General features: G+C 65.6%; 18 protein-coding genes. 12 read left to right on the forward strand and 6 right to left on the reverse strand.

Annotation, left to right across the window (positions count from 1 at the left end; all coding sequences use genetic code 11):
- Nucleotides 1-43: 43 nt before the first annotated feature.
- Complete coding sequence (locus ACFFDA_RS23620; RefSeq protein ID WP_404479707.1) at nt 44-478, reverse strand: nuclear transport factor 2 family protein; 435 nt, start codon at nt 476-478, stop codon at nt 44-46.
- Complete coding sequence (locus tag ACFFDA_RS23625; protein ID WP_404479708.1) at nt 475-909, reverse strand: c-type cytochrome; 435 nt, start codon at nt 907-909, stop codon at nt 475-477. The genes ACFFDA_RS23620 and ACFFDA_RS23625 overlap by 4 nt, the downstream gene beginning before the upstream one ends.
- A gap of 122 nt (nt 910-1,031) precedes the next feature.
- Between ACFFDA_RS23625 and ACFFDA_RS23630 the strand changes: the two genes are divergently transcribed.
- The 4 genes from ACFFDA_RS23630 (at nt 1,032) to ACFFDA_RS23645 (ending at nt 6,047) form a co-directional block, all read left to right on the forward strand.
- The gene (locus tag ACFFDA_RS23630) at nt 1,032-2,456 is read left to right on the forward strand and encodes an MATE family efflux transporter (RefSeq protein ID WP_404479709.1); all 1,425 of its coding nucleotides are present in this window, start codon (nt 1,032-1,034) and stop codon (nt 2,454-2,456) included.
- 182 nt (nt 2,457-2,638) lie between these two features.
- Entirely contained in the window at nt 2,639-2,926 is a 288-nt protein-coding gene (gene groES / locus ACFFDA_RS23635; RefSeq protein WP_056768022.1) for a co-chaperone GroES, read from the forward strand.
- Between the two features lie 46 nt (nt 2,927-2,972).
- Nucleotides 2,973-4,616 carry a chaperonin GroEL gene (gene groL, locus ACFFDA_RS23640; protein WP_404479710.1) on the forward strand — a complete coding sequence of 548 codons (1,644 nt, stop codon included), beginning with the start codon at nt 2,973-2,975 and terminating at the stop codon, nt 4,614-4,616.
- Between the two features lie 372 nt (nt 4,617-4,988).
- Entirely contained in the window at nt 4,989-6,047 is a 1,059-nt protein-coding gene (locus ACFFDA_RS23645; RefSeq protein ID WP_404479711.1) for a serine hydrolase, read from the forward strand.
- 77 nt (nt 6,048-6,124) lie between these two features.
- Here ACFFDA_RS23645 and ACFFDA_RS23650 read toward each other — a convergent pair whose 3' ends face one another.
- Nucleotides 6,125-6,451 (reverse strand): hypothetical protein, encoded by a 327-nt coding sequence (locus tag ACFFDA_RS23650; RefSeq protein WP_404479712.1) that lies wholly within the window; start codon nt 6,449-6,451, stop codon nt 6,125-6,127.
- A gap of 216 nt (nt 6,452-6,667) precedes the next feature.
- Between ACFFDA_RS23650 and polA the strand changes: the two genes are divergently transcribed.
- The 4 genes from polA (at nt 6,668) to ACFFDA_RS23670 (ending at nt 11,617) form a co-directional block, all read left to right on the forward strand.
- The gene (gene polA / locus ACFFDA_RS23655) at nt 6,668-9,511 is read left to right on the forward strand and encodes a DNA polymerase I (RefSeq protein ID WP_404479713.1); all 2,844 of its coding nucleotides are present in this window, start codon (nt 6,668-6,670) and stop codon (nt 9,509-9,511) included.
- Between the two features lie 230 nt (nt 9,512-9,741).
- Nucleotides 9,742-10,908 (forward strand): mechanosensitive ion channel family protein, encoded by a 1,167-nt coding sequence (locus ACFFDA_RS23660; RefSeq protein ID WP_404482858.1) that lies wholly within the window; start codon nt 9,742-9,744, stop codon nt 10,906-10,908.
- A 220-nt stretch (nt 10,909-11,128) separates the two neighbouring features.
- Nucleotides 11,129-11,335 carry a cold-shock protein gene (locus tag ACFFDA_RS23665; RefSeq protein ID WP_404479714.1) on the forward strand — a complete coding sequence of 69 codons (207 nt, stop codon included), beginning with the start codon at nt 11,129-11,131 and terminating at the stop codon, nt 11,333-11,335.
- Nucleotides 11,336-11,401: 66 nt separating this feature from the next.
- Entirely contained in the window at nt 11,402-11,617 is a 216-nt protein-coding gene (locus ACFFDA_RS23670) for a hypothetical protein (protein WP_404479715.1), read from the forward strand.
- A 10-nt stretch (nt 11,618-11,627) separates the two neighbouring features.
- Here the strand turns inward: ACFFDA_RS23670 and ACFFDA_RS23675 are convergent, their stop codons facing one another.
- The 3 genes from ACFFDA_RS23675 to infA form a co-directional block, all read right to left on the reverse strand.
- Nucleotides 11,628-11,804 (reverse strand): hypothetical protein, encoded by a 177-nt coding sequence (locus tag ACFFDA_RS23675; protein WP_404479716.1) that lies wholly within the window; start codon nt 11,802-11,804, stop codon nt 11,628-11,630.
- A 155-nt stretch (nt 11,805-11,959) separates the two neighbouring features.
- Nucleotides 11,960-12,112 (reverse strand): hypothetical protein, encoded by a 153-nt coding sequence (locus ACFFDA_RS23680; protein ID WP_404479717.1) that lies wholly within the window; start codon nt 12,110-12,112, stop codon nt 11,960-11,962.
- 35 nt (nt 12,113-12,147) lie between these two features.
- Nucleotides 12,148-12,414 (reverse strand): translation initiation factor IF-1, encoded by a 267-nt coding sequence (gene infA, locus ACFFDA_RS23685; protein WP_007683736.1) that lies wholly within the window; start codon nt 12,412-12,414, stop codon nt 12,148-12,150.
- A gap of 446 nt (nt 12,415-12,860) precedes the next feature.
- Here infA and ACFFDA_RS23690 point away from each other — a divergent pair, with 446 nt between their 5' ends.
- The 4 genes from ACFFDA_RS23690 to ACFFDA_RS23705 are packed head-to-tail and all read left to right on the forward strand — an operon-like array spanning nt 12,861 to nt 13,850.
- Nucleotides 12,861-13,046, forward strand: coding sequence for a hypothetical protein (locus tag ACFFDA_RS23690; RefSeq protein ID WP_404479718.1), 186 nt, complete (start codon nt 12,861-12,863; stop codon nt 13,044-13,046).
- Nucleotides 13,046-13,351 (forward strand): hypothetical protein, encoded by a 306-nt coding sequence (locus ACFFDA_RS23695; protein ID WP_404479719.1) that lies wholly within the window; start codon nt 13,046-13,048, stop codon nt 13,349-13,351. The genes ACFFDA_RS23690 and ACFFDA_RS23695 overlap by 1 nt, the downstream gene beginning before the upstream one ends.
- A 9-nt stretch (nt 13,352-13,360) precedes the next feature.
- Complete coding sequence (locus ACFFDA_RS23700; protein ID WP_404479720.1) at nt 13,361-13,639, forward strand: hypothetical protein; 279 nt, start codon at nt 13,361-13,363, stop codon at nt 13,637-13,639.
- A gap of 40 nt (nt 13,640-13,679) precedes the next feature.
- Entirely contained in the window at nt 13,680-13,850 is a 171-nt protein-coding gene (locus ACFFDA_RS23705) for a hypothetical protein (protein ID WP_404479721.1), read from the forward strand.
- The last annotated feature ends 191 nt before the right edge of the window (nt 13,851-14,041 follow it).

Raw genomic sequence — 14,041 nt, forward strand, 5'->3', positions numbered from 1 at the left:
CAGGGCCTTGCGTGCGGGAGCGCGCAAGGCCCTTTTCATGTCTTCACGATGCGTGAAGCAGGCTTGTCGGGCTCATCCACAAGGTCCGGGGGCGGCGCAGGGCGATCCGCCATTCGCCTTCCTCCCGAACCAGGCGATCGAGGTAGAAGCCGTTATGGTCGAGGCCGGTGGCGCTGGTGACAAGCCAGTAGGTGCGGCCGAAGGCCGAATCCGGGTTTGAAAATTCCACGTTGCAGGTCGTTAGATGATGGCTGACGAATCCCGGTGTGCCGTCGCCGGGAGGGGGGATCACCGAGGGTGCTCCGATCCATGAGCGGATTGCCTCGCGGCCGGAAATTGTCTCGTGCCGCAGTTCGAGTACGCCATCCATGGTGAAGCATTCGGCATAGGCATCGGGCTTGCGGGCGTCGCCTGCCTGTGTGCACCGGGACAGGAGCTGGTGGATTTCCGCCAGCGCGTGGACTTCGCCGGGCGTCACTTCAACGTCTCCAGATAGTCGAGGATCGCTTTGCGCCGCGCAGGGTCGCCAACGGGAATGACCATCCTGGTCCCCGGCACCATCTTCATCGGTCCCTGCAACCAGGTATCCAGGCTCGCGCGATCCCAGGTGATCCCGGAAGCCTTGAGCGCCGGACTGAAGGCATAACCCGGAACCGTGCCGGCCTTCGAGCCGACGATGCCGGCAAGCGTGGGGCCGATCCCATTCTGTCCCGGCTGGGTCGAATGGCACGAACGGCACACTGCAAAGGCCGGTGGTGCCGGATCGACCATGGCGGACTGCGTATTCGGGAGCGGGCTTGGCGATGCGCCGGGCTTGGTGGCATCGTCTTCCGGGGCGCTGCCGCCACACGCTGCCAATAATATGGACAGGGGGATCGCCAAAGCCATGGCCTTGCGTGTCATCGTCATCGAGCGCGTCTCCTTGCCCTGGCTGCGTAATATAGCCGGCCGGCCGTGGGAAGCGGCCCGGCGATCGCCTCCTTCAGGAATCACTTTCCTGCCCGGCTCCAAGGCCCTATCGCCCGCCACAAATGAGGGAGAGCCACGAACATCCGTTCCGCGCCGAACTGGGCGCCACCTTGCGGCTTGCGGGGCCGCTGGCGCTGGCCAACATGCTGCAGATGGCGGTCTTCGCCGTCGACGTGATCTTCGTGGCGCGGCTGGGACAGGAATCGCTCGCGGCCTCCAGCCTGGCGGTCGCCATCGTCGCGGTGCTGATGATGGGGATGAACGGCGTGACCGGCGCGGTCGCCCCGCTGATCGCGGCGGAGATCGGGCGCCGCCGCAATTCCGTGCGCGAAGTGCGCCGCTCGGCGCGCATGGCGCTGTGGCTTGCGGTACTGCTGGGCCTGCTCGCCATCATCGTCTGCTTCCAGGGCGAGCGGATCATGCTGGCGACGGGCCAGGACCCGCACGTCGCGGCCATCTCCGGGCACTTCATCCGCGTGCTGTCGCTGGCGCTGCTGCCGATGGCGGTGGCCAACGTGTTGCGCACGTTCGTCTCCGCACTCGGCCGCCCGGTCTTCGCGACCGCGATCACCGCGCTGGCGATCCTGGTCAACGCTTTCGGCAACTACGTGCTCGTCTTCGGCAATCTCGGCGCGCCCGCGTTCGGCCTTGCCGGCTCGGCGATGGCAAGCGCGATTACCGCCGTGGTCACCGTGTTCGCCTATGTCCTGGCGATCCGCAGCGACCGCAAGCTGCGCCGCTTCCACGTCTTCGGGCGCTGGTGGCGGCCGGAATGGCAGCGCCTGCGCCAGATGCTTTCGCTTGGCCTGCCGATCTCGGCGACTCTCATCGCCGAGGGCGGCCTGTTCAGCGGCGCTGCCTTCCTGATGGGCCGGGTGGGCGAGGCGGAACTGGCCGCGCATACCGTGGCGCTGCAGGTTGCCGCCTTCGCCTTCCAGGTGCCCTTCGGTATCGGTCAGGCCGCCACGATCCGGGTCGGCTACCACTTCGGCGCCGGCGATAAGGCCGCGATCGGCCGCGCCGGCTGGGCCGCGATCCTGATCGGCATGGTCTTCGTGTGCGTCTCGGCGCTGGCGATGCTGCTGTTCCCGCGCGCGATCCTTTCGGCCTACGTCGACGTATCGAGGTCCGCCAATGCGGCGCTGGTGACGCTGGCGATGCAGTACCTCTTCATCGCCGCCGTGTTCCAGTTGACCGACGGCCTCCAGGCCATCGCCGCCGGCGTCCTGCGCGGCGTGCAGGATACCCGCGTGCCGGCCGTGATCGCCATCGTCGGCTACTGGCTGGCGGGCTTCGCAACGTCCGTGGCGCTCGGCCTGTTCACGCCCTTGCGCGGCGTAGGCGTATGGATAGGTCTCGCGGTGGGGCTGACCGTGGCGGCAGCCTTGTTGCTGGCGCGCTGGCATTGGCGCGATCGGTTCGCCCTCGTGCCCGAGTCGCCGCGGGCGGCGGTATCCGCTCCCGTTGTGCACGCCGTCATCGCCTAGTCACAGCGCCCGGTCATCCTCGCGAGACACCACTTTGTCGCGAAGCGCACCACCGGCCAAATTTTTCTGCCACACGGTGCTTGACGCTTCCCCTAGGCCGGACCATATCCCGGCCGTTGGCACTCCCGAGTGTAGAGTGCCAACCCCAATTACCTGTTCGTTGGATTTAGGGAGATAACCCAATGACTTTCCGCCCGCTGCACGACCGTGTTCTCGTGCGCCGCGTCGAGGCCGAGGAAAAGACGGCCGGTGGCATCATCATTCCCGACAGCGCCAAGGAAAAGCCGGCTGAGGGCGAAATCGTCGCCGTCGGCACCGGCGCCCGCGCTGAAAACGGCACCATCACGCCGCTCGACGTCACCGTCGGCGACCGCGTCCTGTTCGGCAAGTGGTCGGGCACCGAGGTCAAGGTCAGCGGCGAAGACCTGCTGATCATGAAGGAATCGGACATCCTGGGCGTTATCGCCTAAGATTTTTTCCGACTTCATCTCTCTGATTTTTTGAAGGAATTCTAAAATGGCAGCCAAGGAAGTACGCTTTTCGCGTGACGCTCGCGAGCGCATTCTCGCCGGTGTCGACATCCTCGCCAACGCCGTCAAGGTGACCCTGGGGCCCAAGGGCCGCAACGTCGTCATCGACAAGAGCTTCGGCGCCCCGCGCATCACCAAGGACGGCGTCACCGTCGCCAAGGAAATCGAACTCAAGGACAAGTTCGAGAACATGGGCGCGCAGATGCTGCGCGAAGTGGCCTCGAAGGCCAACGACAAGGCCGGCGACGGCACCACCACCGCGACCGTCCTCGCCCAGGCGATCGTTCGCGAAGGCATGAAGTCGGTTGCCGCCGGCATCAACCCGATGGACCTCAAGCGCGGCATCGACCTCGCCGTCCTCAAGGTCGTCGAGAACCTCAAGGCGCGTTCGACCCCGGTCGCCGGCTCGGCCGAAATCGCCCAGGTCGGCATCATCTCCGCCAACGGTGACGTGGAAGTCGGCGAGAAGATCGCCGAAGCCATGGAAAAGGTCGGCAAGGAAGGCGTCATCACCGTCGAGGAGGCCAAGGGTCTCGAATTCGAACTCGACGTCGTCGAAGGCATGCAGTTCGATCGCGGCTACCTGTCGCCGTACTTCGTGACCAACCCCGAGAAGATGACCGTCGAGCTCGAGAACCCCTACATCCTCATCCACGAGAAGAAGCTGTCGTCGCTCCAGGCACTGCTTCCGATCCTGGAAGCCGTGGTGCAGTCGGGCCGTCCGCTCCTCATCATCGCCGAGGACATCGAGGGCGAGGCTCTGGCCACGCTCGTCGTCAACAAGCTGCGTGGCGGCCTGAAGATCGCAGCCGTCAAGGCTCCGGGCTTCGGCGATCGTCGCAAGGCCATGCTGGGCGACATCGCCACGCTGACCGCTGGCGAGATGATCTCGGAAGACCTCGGCATCAAGCTCGAGAGCGTCACGCTCGGCATGCTTGGCGAAGCCAAGAAGGTCACCATCGACAAGGACAATACCACCATCGTCGACGGTGCCGGTTCGCATGACGAGATCAAGGCTCGCGTCGAGCAGATCCGTTCGCAGATCGAAGTCACCACTTCGGACTACGACCGCGAAAAGCTCCAGGAGCGCCTTGCGAAGCTGGCCGGCGGCGTTGCCGTCATCAAGGTCGGCGGCGCTTCGGAAGTCGAAGTCAAGGAGCGCAAGGACCGCGTCGACGACGCCCTCCACGCGACCCGCGCCGCAGTTGAAGAAGGCATCGTCCCCGGCGGCGGTACGGCTCTGCTGTACGCAACGCGCGCTCTCGACGGCCTGACCGGCGCCAACGAAGACCAGACCCGCGGTATCGACATCATTCGCAAGGCGATCACCGCGCCTGTGAAGCAGATCGCCGAGAACGCCGGCAGCGACGGCGCGGTTGTCGCCGGCAAGCTGCTCGACGGCACCGACGAGAACATCGGCTTCAACGCCTCGACCGACGTGTACGAGAACCTGAAGGCCGCCGGCGTGATCGACCCCACCAAGGTCGTGCGCACCGCGCTGCAGGACGCAGCTTCGGTTGCCGGCCTGCTCATCACCACGGAAGCGGCGATCGTCGAGCGCCCCGAGGACAAGCCCGCGATGCCCCCGATGGGTGGCGGCATGGGCGGCATGGGCGACATGGGCTTCTAAGAAGCACATAGCCTTTGCGCGAGCGAATGCTGGGGCCGGAAGGAGAAATCCTTCCGGCCCCTTCGTTTGTGCCCCTGAACTCCACATCGTCGTCCCGGGCTTGATGCGGGACCGTGGGGTACTCTCGAGGCGACAGCTTGCGATGCGCCATGGCGACGTCGCGTCCAAAACGATTTCCGCGCGGCCTTGCCCACAGTCCCACTCCTCGCCGGGACGACGATGTCAGATGCCAGATTCGTTCATCTGCGTGAAAGGAATGTGCGCATTCGGGTAATTGCCGCACAATTACTGCATTTCGTCGCTAGACAGTGGCGCTTTATCGTGGTTCCGTTAACCGTTTGGGAACATGGACGACTTTAGGGTAGGGGCTGCATGACCGGGGCAGGCCAACTTCTTGCGCGGTGCCGTGCCGGCACGGGGCGCTTCTTCGCACTGGCGGTGATGACCGCTGTGACGGCATTCGTGCCGCATGGCGCGCGCGCCGAGCAGATCCTGCCACTCAGCAAGGCCACCGACCAGGTGGTCGAAGTGCAGAACAGCTTCGACAGCCTGTTCGGCACCGACGATCGCGGTCCGCGCACGTATTCCTCGCCGTTCGGCCAGCAGCTCGCCGCCGTCGCCAACGCCTCGCAGGGCCGCATCGGCGTCGCTGCGATGGACCTCACCAGCGGCCGCATGGTCGACGTCCTCGGCAACCAGCGCTTCCCGATGGCCAGCACCAGCAAGATCGCCATCGCCGCGACCTTCCTCGACGGCGTCGACAAGGGCAAGTGGAGCCTCACCAGCGAGTTTCCGCTGATGGTCCCGGTCGGCTCGGCGCCGTTCTCCAGTGCCGTCGCGCCGGTCCGCGCCGGCGAGTACATGCCCGCCTCGCGCCTGATCGAACTGATGATCACGCGCTCCAACAATTACGCCACCGATGCCCTGCTCAAGGTCGTTGGCGGCCCCAAGGCGGTCAACGCCTGGGTCGAGCGCGCCGGAATCGACGACTGGCACATCGACCGCGACATCGCCACGCTGGTGCGCGACGACGGTGCCATCGATCCGGCCCGTGTCGTCGATACCCGCGACAGCGCGACGCCTTACGCGATGGTCCGACTGCTCTCGGGCATCTACCAGGGCAAGTGGCTGAGCCCGTCCAGCCGCGGCGTCATCCTTGGCGCGATGAGCCGCTGCGTCACCGGCAAGCGGCGCATTCCGGCCGGCCTTCCCGAAGGCGCCAGCGTTTCGCACAAGACCGGCTCGCTCAACAACACCTCCAGCGACGTCGGGATCATCCAGACCCCTGACGGCCACGTCTTCGCGGTCGCCATCTACGTGACCGGGCAGGGCGGCCGCCCGGGCCGCGAGGCGCGAATCGCCAGCATCGCCCGCACGATCTACAACGGCTACCTCAGCGAAACTCCGGTGCGGCGCGCGGCGCTGCGCTGAACCCCTTTCGTTCGGGACGACGCTTACAAAAAAGGGGGCCGTGAAGCCCCCTTTTCCTTATCTAGGACCCGCGAAGATCAGTTGGTCTTCGGATCGCCGTCGGTGTGCTCGTCCAGTTCCTTGGCGACGTCGTTGGCGGCCTTGTCGGCATCGGCGGCGGTGTCGTCGATGGTCTTCTCGGCGCTCTTGACTGCATCCTTGGCGGCGTCGGCGGTGTCGTCGGCCGCATCGGAGGCCTTGGCACCGGCGTTGCCGAGCGCATCGCCCACGTCGGTGGCGGTGGCGGAAAGGTCGTCACCTGCAGAGGACGCGGCGGCCTCGGTGGCGTCCTGGGTCTTTTCCGAGCATGCGCCCAGCGACAGGGCGGAAACCGCGGCGGCGGCGGCGAAAACGATCTTGCGCATAGTGTCTGTATCCCTCTTAACTGCGAGTTACCCCTTCGGCGAAAACGCCGCGTGAGCCTCATTCTCCGGGCTCTCGCCGTGGGTAGAAGGCGGCGCGCGGCGTTTCAAGCGCCCGGCCAAAACTCCTGCGAACATCCTCGGTTCCTGCATGGGGCAAATGAATGTCTCGGCGACTGTCCTGCTGACGCCGCGTCCCGGCGCTGCTAGGGGTCGGTCATGGATTCCAAGCAGCACCTCTATCTCGTCGATGGCTCGGCCTACATCTTCCGCGCCTATCACCGCCTGCCGCCGCTCACCAACCCGGAAGGGACGCCCGTGGGCGCGGTCTACGGCTACACGACGATGCTGTGGAAGCTGGCCGAGGACCTCAACAAGGCCGATGGCCCCACCCACTTGGCGGTGATCCTCGATGCGTCGAGCAAGTCGTTCCGCAACGACATCTACGACCAGTACAAGGCCAACCGCCCGCCGCCGCCCGAGGACCTGGTCCCCCAGTTCCCGCTGATCCGCGACGCCACGCGCGCCTTCTCCCTGCCCTGCATCGAGGAACTCGGCTACGAGGCGGACGATCTCATCGCCTCCTACGCACGCGCCGCCACCGCGATCGGCTGGGATGTGACGATCGTGTCCTCCGACAAGGACCTGATGCAGCTCGTCGGCAAGTGCGGGATCGGCGGGGGCTGCGTCGACATGCTCGATACCATGAAGAACCAGCGGATCGACATTCCCGAAGTGCTCGAGAAGTTCGGCGTGCCCCCCGAGAAGGTGGGCGACGTGCTGGCGCTGATGGGCGATTCGGTCGACAACGTGCCGGGCGTCTTCGGCGTCGGGCCCAAGACCGCGACCAAGCTGATCCAGGATTACGGCGATCTCGAATCCGCGCTCGCCGCAGCGCCCGACATGAAGAAGTCCAAGCTGCAGGAGCGCCTGATCGAGCACGCTGACCAGGCGCGGCTGTCCAAGGTGCTGGTGACGCTCAAGGAAGACTGCGCGCTGCCGATGCCGCTCGACGCGTTCAAGCTCGACGCCATCCCGCCCGAGCCGCTTGCCGCGTTCCTCGGCCGCCACGGGTTCACGAGCCTGCTCAAGCGCCTCGACCTCGGCTCGGGTAGCCCGGAGCGGGCGACGCAGCTCAATCCGGCGAAGGCAGCCGCCGCCGCCGCTTCCGGGGCGGACACGGGAGCCTCGCGCCAGGCCCTGCCGGAATGGCCCGCGATCGACCGCAACTTGTACGAATGCGTCACCACCGAGGCGCAGCTCGACGAATGGATCGCCCGCGCCGCCGCCGTGCGCCTCGTCGCCATCGATACCGAGACCTCGGCGCTCGATGCCATGCGCGCGGATCTTGCCGGCATCAGCCTCGCGGTGGGGCCGAACCAGGCCTGCTACATCCCGCTCGGCCACGGCGGCACAGACATGTTCGCCGAAAAGCCCGAACAGGTGCCGCTGGAGGTCGCCATCGCCCGCCTCAAGCCGCTGCTGGAAAGCGACGCGGTGCTCAAGGTCGGCCAGAACATCAAGTACGACCTCAACGTGCTGGCGCGCCACGGCATCCATGTCTCGCCGGTGGACGATACGATGATCGTCAGCTTCTGCCTCGATGCCGGCCGCTCGCTCGACGGGATCGGCGGCGGGCACGGCATGGACGAGCTGTCGCAGCGGCACCTGTCTCACACTACGCTGACCTTCAAGGACATCTGCGGCACCGGCAAGAAGGCGATCCCCTTCGGCGAGGTCCCGCTGGATCGCGCCACGCAGTACGCCGCCGAGGATGCGGACGTCACCTGGCGCCTGCACAGCCACCTCAAGCCGCGCCTTTCCTACGAGAGCGGCACGCGCATTTACGAGCGCGTCGACCGCCCGCTCATCCCGGTCGTTGCGCAGATGGAGCGCCACGGCATCCGCGTCGATCGCGAGAAGCTGGCGGGCCTCTCCACCCAGTTCGCCGAGGCGATCGGTGGGCTGGAGGCGGAAATTTTCGAGAAGGTCGGCCAGACGTTCACCATCGGCAGCCCCAAGCAGCTGGGCGACATCCTGTTCGACAAGCTCGGCTACAAGGGCGGAAAGAAAGGCAAGAGCGGCCAGTATTCGACCGACCAGTCGATCCTCGAAGGCCTGGCCGCGCAAGGCGCGGAAGTGGCGACAAAGGTGCTCGAATGGCGCCAGCTTTCCAAGCTGCGCTCCACTTACACCGAGGCGTTGCAGGCGGCGATCAATCCGGCGACGCAGCGAGTGCACACCAGCTACTCGCTGGTCGGCGCGCAGACCGGGCGCCTGTCGTCCACCGACCCGAACCTCCAGAACATCCCGATCCGCACCGAGATCGGCCGCCAGATCCGCGACTGCTTCGTCGCCGAACCGGGCAACGTCCTGCTCTCGGCCGACTATTCGCAGATCGAGCTGCGCCTCGCCGCGCACATGGCCGACGTGCCCAGCCTCAAGGAAGCGTTCGCGAACGGCGAGGACATCCACTCGCGCACGGCTATGGAGATGTTCGGTACGGTCGACCGCGATACCCGCGGGCGCGCCAAGACGATCAACTTCGCGATCCTCTACGGTATCTCGCGCTGGGGCCTCGCCGGGCGGCTGGGCACTACTTCGGACGAGGCGCAGGCGATGATCGACCGCTACTTCGAGCGTTTCCCGGGCATCCAGCGCTATATCCACGAGACGCTCGAATCGGTGCGCGCCATCGGCTATTCCGAGACGCTGTTCGGCCGCAAGACCTGGTTCCCACGCGTCAATTCGAAGAACCAGGCCGAGCGCCAGGGCTCCGAGCGCGCCGCGATCAACGCCCCGATCCAGGGCACCAGCGCCGACATCATCAAGCGCGCGATGGTCCGCATGGGGCCGGCGCTGGCCGAAGCAGGCCTCGGCCATGTGCGCATGCTGCTGCAGGTGCACGACGAACTGGTGTTCGAATTGCCCGAAGGCGACGTTGCGGCCGCCTCGCCGGTGATCGAGCGGGTGATGGCCGAGGCAGCGACGCCGGCGGTCAGCCTCGACGTGCCGCTGGGCGTGGAGATCGGCTCCGGAGCAAGCTGGGGCGCAGCGCACTGAGGGGAGGCTCGGCGCGGGGTCACGGGCTCCACTTTGGACCCCGCGGAGTACTCTAGAGGCGAAGGCTTGCGATGGGCCACAGCAGGGGCGACTGACGCGACGAGGGGGTGGCCTTCTCCACGTCCCGGATCAGGTACGGGACGGCCCCGGTGTTTCGCCGCGCTGCTCCATCCTTGCGACAGCCCGTGCCGGGGCCGGAACCTGCTGCACTGCAGCATCGTTGCGTGGGTATGATCGACTTCATCGAACGCTACGTTACGGGTCTTCCCGACTGGGCCGAACCGCCGGTGCTCGCGATCTTGGCGGCAATGCTGGGCATGGTGATCGCCCTGGCGCTCCATACCGTGCTGTTCCGCGTGCTCAACCGCATCGCCCACGCCAGTACCAGCGATGCGGACGACATCGTCGTCAACCGTCTGATGCGGCCGACGCGATGGGCCTTCGTCGCCTTCGGGATCGTCTTCGCCGCGCGCGAGACGCCCGCGCTGGAAGCGATCTGGTCGCGCTTCGCAGGCTTCATCATGCCGCTGCTGACCGGCTGGGTGGCCATCGCGGTGCTACGTGCCTTCGTCGAGGCGATGATCGTACGTGCCGACATCACGGTGGAGGACAACCGCAATGCCCGCCGCCGACGCACCCGCCTGTCGATCTTCGCGCGCATCGGCACGTTCCTGATCGTGTTCCTCACGATTTCCGGCATGCTGGCCTCGATCCCGGGGGTACGCGAGGTGGGGGTGACGCTCATGGCCTCGGCCGGCGTCGCCGCACTGGCGGTTGGCGCCGCCGCGCAACCGGCGCTCAAGGCGCTCATCGCCGGTTTCCAGATGGCGATGACCGAGCCGATCAGCATCGACGACGTCATCATCCTCGACGGCGAATGGGGCCGCATCGAGGACATCCGCACCACTTACGTCGTCGTGCGGCTGTGGGACGACCGGCGGTTGGTGGTGCCGTCCAACCGCTTCCTCGAGGATACCTTCCAGAACTGGACCAAGACCACCTCGCAATTGCTCGGCACGGTGTTCCTCTACCTCGACCATGCCGTCGACATCGGCCCGATCCGCGAGGAATACACGCGCCAGATCACCGCCCATCGCCTGTGGGACAAACGCGCCCAGATCCTGCAAGTGACCGACTGCTGCGATGCGACGCTCGAGGTCCGCCTGCTGATGAGCGCGCGCGACGGCCCGGTCCTGTTTGACCTGCGAGCCGAAATCCGCGAATCGATGATGGACTGGATACGCCGCGAAATGCCCGAGGCATTGGCCCGCCGGCGGCAGTTGCAGGTGGCCCCGATGGAACTGTCGGCCACGTCTTCGATGGTCGAGGCGATGTCCGGGGCCGGAACCGCGACCAACGGCAGCGGCCAAGAGGCGAGCCGCGGCCTGTTGTCCTGAGCGTAGGATTTAAAGCTGGGGTTAATTCGCCAGTCGTGCTACAAGATGGGCCGCTGACGTCGAATTTTGCGACGGTTTTCGGCAATATTGGGACTTTGCGCCGGAATAGAATTCCAGCAATTCCTCCTTCTTGCGACGATTTCCTTTCACTAGACGACTTGACGCACGACCGGCGCGACATTTGCGCGCCGGAACTACCGTTTCTTGAAAGGAAACAAATATGCCTACAGGCGTCGTGAAATTCTTCAACACCGACAAGGGCTTTGGCTTCATTTCTCCGGAAGACGGCGGCCAGGACAGCTTCGTGCACATTTCGGCCGTCCAGAACGCCGGCATGCGCACCCTGGAAAAGGACCAGCGCGTTTCCTACGAAGTCGAAGTGGGCCGCAACGGCAAGGCTTCGGCCGTCAACCTGCGCACGGCCTGACGCGGGACTTTCCGGGGGCGGGCGTCGCTCGTCCCCGGTATCCAGTACCTCGTCAGGAGTTCAAGCATGACATTCAGCCGTGAATTCTGCGACGGCCGCGCGCTGGAGGCGGCCGCGGCCGCGTCGAATGCGTTGCTCGACAACGTCCGAGACCGCGAATTGCGTTCGGAAGCCGCATGGCGTGCCATGTCGGAGCGCATCAGGCAGACCGAAGAGGCGCGCAGCGCCCGCGAGGCCGCCCGCGTCGAAGGGTCCGAGCCCTCCGAGGAAATCTCGAACTGAAGAAAGACGCCTAACTGAAGATAGGCGTGGATTCGGGCCGCAGCGAGCGGTCCGACAGGCTCCAGGCACAGGCGAGCGCCGTGCCGAGCTTGAGGCGGTTGCGCTCGATGCGCAGCGCCATGGTAACGGCCTGATCCATCAGATCAGCGCGGTGTTCCTCGTCGCGCGTCTGCGCGGCCTGGAACATCACCGTCTGGTGCGCGGCATAGATCTGGTTGAGATCGATGGCGAAGGCTCCTTTGTGTGCGGGAACGCCCCCTCGGGGGAAGCGTTGGAGGCCCTTTCCCGGGCCGGCCAAAGGCGCGGCAGCACGGGAAAGGGGTAGATCCTCTTGACGACCTTTCAGTCCACCATCTCGGCAACCAGGTGACGAAGGTCTTCCCTGGTAAGCAGTCCCGGCGCGGTGTCCCGCATCGAAGCGGGAAGGCCGGAGGTCCGGTGAATGAAGGTTTTGGTCTTGGAGCGGCTGTTTCCGCCCGTGATGTAGGTATGCATATATTCCTGTAATCGCGGCCTTTGGCCGCTTCTGTCTATCGTCTGAAATTGCCGCGTCGTTGTCCGGGACCGGCCTGGCCGGGCGTGCGTTCGCGGAAGACGATACGACCCTTGGTAAGATCGTAGGGCGTCATTTCGACGTGCACGCGGTCACCCACGACCGAACGGATGCGGAACTTGCGCATCTTGCCGGCGGTGTAGGCGATGATCTTGTGTTCATTGTCGAGCAGTACGGCAAAGCGCCCATCGGGGAGGATTTCCTCGATGTAGCCTTCCATCGTCAGCAGTTCTTCCTTGGCCAAAGTCTTCAGTTCCGAAAAAATGCGTTGCTTCCTGCCGACCGTGCGGTTGCAAACGGCAAGCCTTGGAAGCCAAGCAGCTAGAAAAGGGAGGCAAGACCGCGCGAGGCGGCTGCACAATTGTCCCGTCGCAGGCGACGCAGCACACGCCATATAGGGGATGGTGCGGAAAATTGCAACTTCCTCGCGCGCCGCCTCGCAAGAAACGTCCATGGGGCAAGAGCGACCCAAAGTCTCCGCTGCTCAAACGGCAACCGCCCATACACCCACCCTACGATAGTACCCTATGGGTGGTCGGGTGGGGGTGTGGGCCGGTGCCGCTTTCCGCCGCAAGCGGACAGTCACTAGCCAGCAAGTCGGAAATCGCGTATACGTGCCGCATTGCCGAGACGTTTTTGCACATCGGCGACTGAGAGACCCACCGGGCTCCCGCAATTTGGAGAGCCATCATGGACCTCAACCAGCTTCTCTACCACCATCAACTCGCGCTTATGCGCTACACGGCAAATCGGGACGAGGCACCGGCGCCCTCCCGTTTCGACCTCGTCACCCATTACGAGCGCCGCATCAGCCGCCTGCGCCGCGAGATGGGTGTGACGCCTTATCGCCATGTCCATAGTCCGGGCGCGGCGTGATGCGCTTCGCCGATGCGGGTGAAGCGCTGCTTCGCACCCGGCGCGGCGCGCCTGCCTCCAGCGGCCGACAATGGGAGGCCTGCCCGAGAACCTCGGATCGCTGCCGAAGGCGCGACGAAGTATCGCGACTGGCGTTCCTGCTGCTCGGCGGCCCGCAGGCGGCGCGCGATTTCCTCCAGCATCCTCGATCCGGCTTCACGGACACGCCCTTGGCGACCGCCATGCGTTCTTCGTTGGGCCAGTTGCAGGTGAGCCTGCAGATCCGTCGCTCGGCGGCAATGGCCTATTCCCCCTTCCCATCCTGAGGACACGGCATGACAGGCACTGACGACGACGGCCCGGAGACCAAACCCCGGCGCAACCACTTCCGCCGCTCCGACAGGCCAAAGCTCGCTCCGGATGCAGCAGGCCGCCAGGGCCGGGTGACCAAGCTGGCGCTCGAGACTCTGGGCAAGGACGAAGCGATCGCCTATCTCAATCTCGCCAGCGACAAGCTGGGCGGGCGCCCCCTGGACCTCGCGACCGGCTCGGCCGACGGCTTGCGCCAGGTCGAACAGGACCTCGCCGCAAGGCGTGCCGGGGTCGGCGCTTGAAGCCATCGTCCGGCAGGCACTGCCGATGACGATACGGCTGATGATCGCCTATTCGCTGATGTCGATGCTGGTGCTGATGGCGGCCGGTGGCATCTTCTACCTGCGGCATAACAGCCGCCAACGAAAAATACGTCGCCACTACGCCGCGCGCGACCGGGAACGGGGCGACGACGTCCGCCGGCAGGCGCAGGAACCGTCCGGGCCCGAGTGAGGCAGGCCCCGCTTTCCGTGCCGGCCTCGGCTTTGTGCGACACGGACGGGGGCGAGAGGGGTGCCGTGGATGGCACGACAGACACGGCACGGTCACTTTGGCTTAAATCGTCGTTTCGACCCCTGCTTCGCTACGTTCGCAATGACGAGAAGTGGGTCAACGTCACGTCGTCCCACTTCAAAGGGCCCGTG

The sequence above is a fragment of the Novosphingobium sp. BL-52-GroH genome, from assembly GCF_044813085.1.
Classification (GTDB): domain Bacteria; phylum Pseudomonadota; class Alphaproteobacteria; order Sphingomonadales; family Sphingomonadaceae; genus Novosphingobium.

What these genes read in the sequence shown, in the direction of transcription:
- ACFFDA_RS23670 (WP_404479715.1), top strand. Translation starts at nt 11,402, where the DNA reads ATGACATTCAGCCGTGAATTCTGCGACGGCCGCGCGCTGGAGGCGGCC.
- ACFFDA_RS23650 (WP_404479712.1), bottom strand. Translation starts at nt 6,451, where the DNA reads ATGCGCAAGATCGTTTTCGCCGCCGCCGCCGCGGTTTCCGCCCTGTCG.
- ACFFDA_RS23665 (WP_404479714.1), top strand. Translation starts at nt 11,129, where the DNA reads ATGCCTACAGGCGTCGTGAAATTCTTCAACACCGACAAGGGCTTTGGC.
- ACFFDA_RS23630 (WP_404479709.1), top strand. Translation starts at nt 1,032, where the DNA reads ATGAGGGAGAGCCACGAACATCCGTTCCGCGCCGAACTGGGCGCCACC.
- ACFFDA_RS23695 (WP_404479719.1), top strand. Translation starts at nt 13,046, where the DNA reads ATGCGCTTCGCCGATGCGGGTGAAGCGCTGCTTCGCACCCGGCGCGGC.
- ACFFDA_RS23625 (WP_404479708.1), bottom strand. Translation starts at nt 909, where the DNA reads ATGACGATGACACGCAAGGCCATGGCTTTGGCGATCCCCCTGTCCATA.
- ACFFDA_RS23680 (WP_404479717.1), bottom strand. Translation starts at nt 12,112, where the DNA reads ATGCATACCTACATCACGGGCGGAAACAGCCGCTCCAAGACCAAAACC.
- ACFFDA_RS23700 (WP_404479720.1), top strand. Translation starts at nt 13,361, where the DNA reads ATGACAGGCACTGACGACGACGGCCCGGAGACCAAACCCCGGCGCAAC.
- ACFFDA_RS23660 (WP_404482858.1), top strand. Translation starts at nt 9,742, where the DNA reads ATGATCGACTTCATCGAACGCTACGTTACGGGTCTTCCCGACTGGGCC.
- ACFFDA_RS23690 (WP_404479718.1), top strand. Translation starts at nt 12,861, where the DNA reads ATGGACCTCAACCAGCTTCTCTACCACCATCAACTCGCGCTTATGCGC.
- ACFFDA_RS23645 (WP_404479711.1), top strand. Translation starts at nt 4,989, where the DNA reads ATGACCGGGGCAGGCCAACTTCTTGCGCGGTGCCGTGCCGGCACGGGG.
- polA (WP_404479713.1), top strand. Translation starts at nt 6,668, where the DNA reads ATGGATTCCAAGCAGCACCTCTATCTCGTCGATGGCTCGGCCTACATC.
- groL (WP_404479710.1), top strand. Translation starts at nt 2,973, where the DNA reads ATGGCAGCCAAGGAAGTACGCTTTTCGCGTGACGCTCGCGAGCGCATT.
- groES (WP_056768022.1), top strand. Translation starts at nt 2,639, where the DNA reads ATGACTTTCCGCCCGCTGCACGACCGTGTTCTCGTGCGCCGCGTCGAG.
- ACFFDA_RS23705 (WP_404479721.1), top strand. Translation starts at nt 13,680, where the DNA reads ATGATCGCCTATTCGCTGATGTCGATGCTGGTGCTGATGGCGGCCGGT.
- ACFFDA_RS23675 (WP_404479716.1), bottom strand. Translation starts at nt 11,804, where the DNA reads ATGTTCCAGGCCGCGCAGACGCGCGACGAGGAACACCGCGCTGATCTG.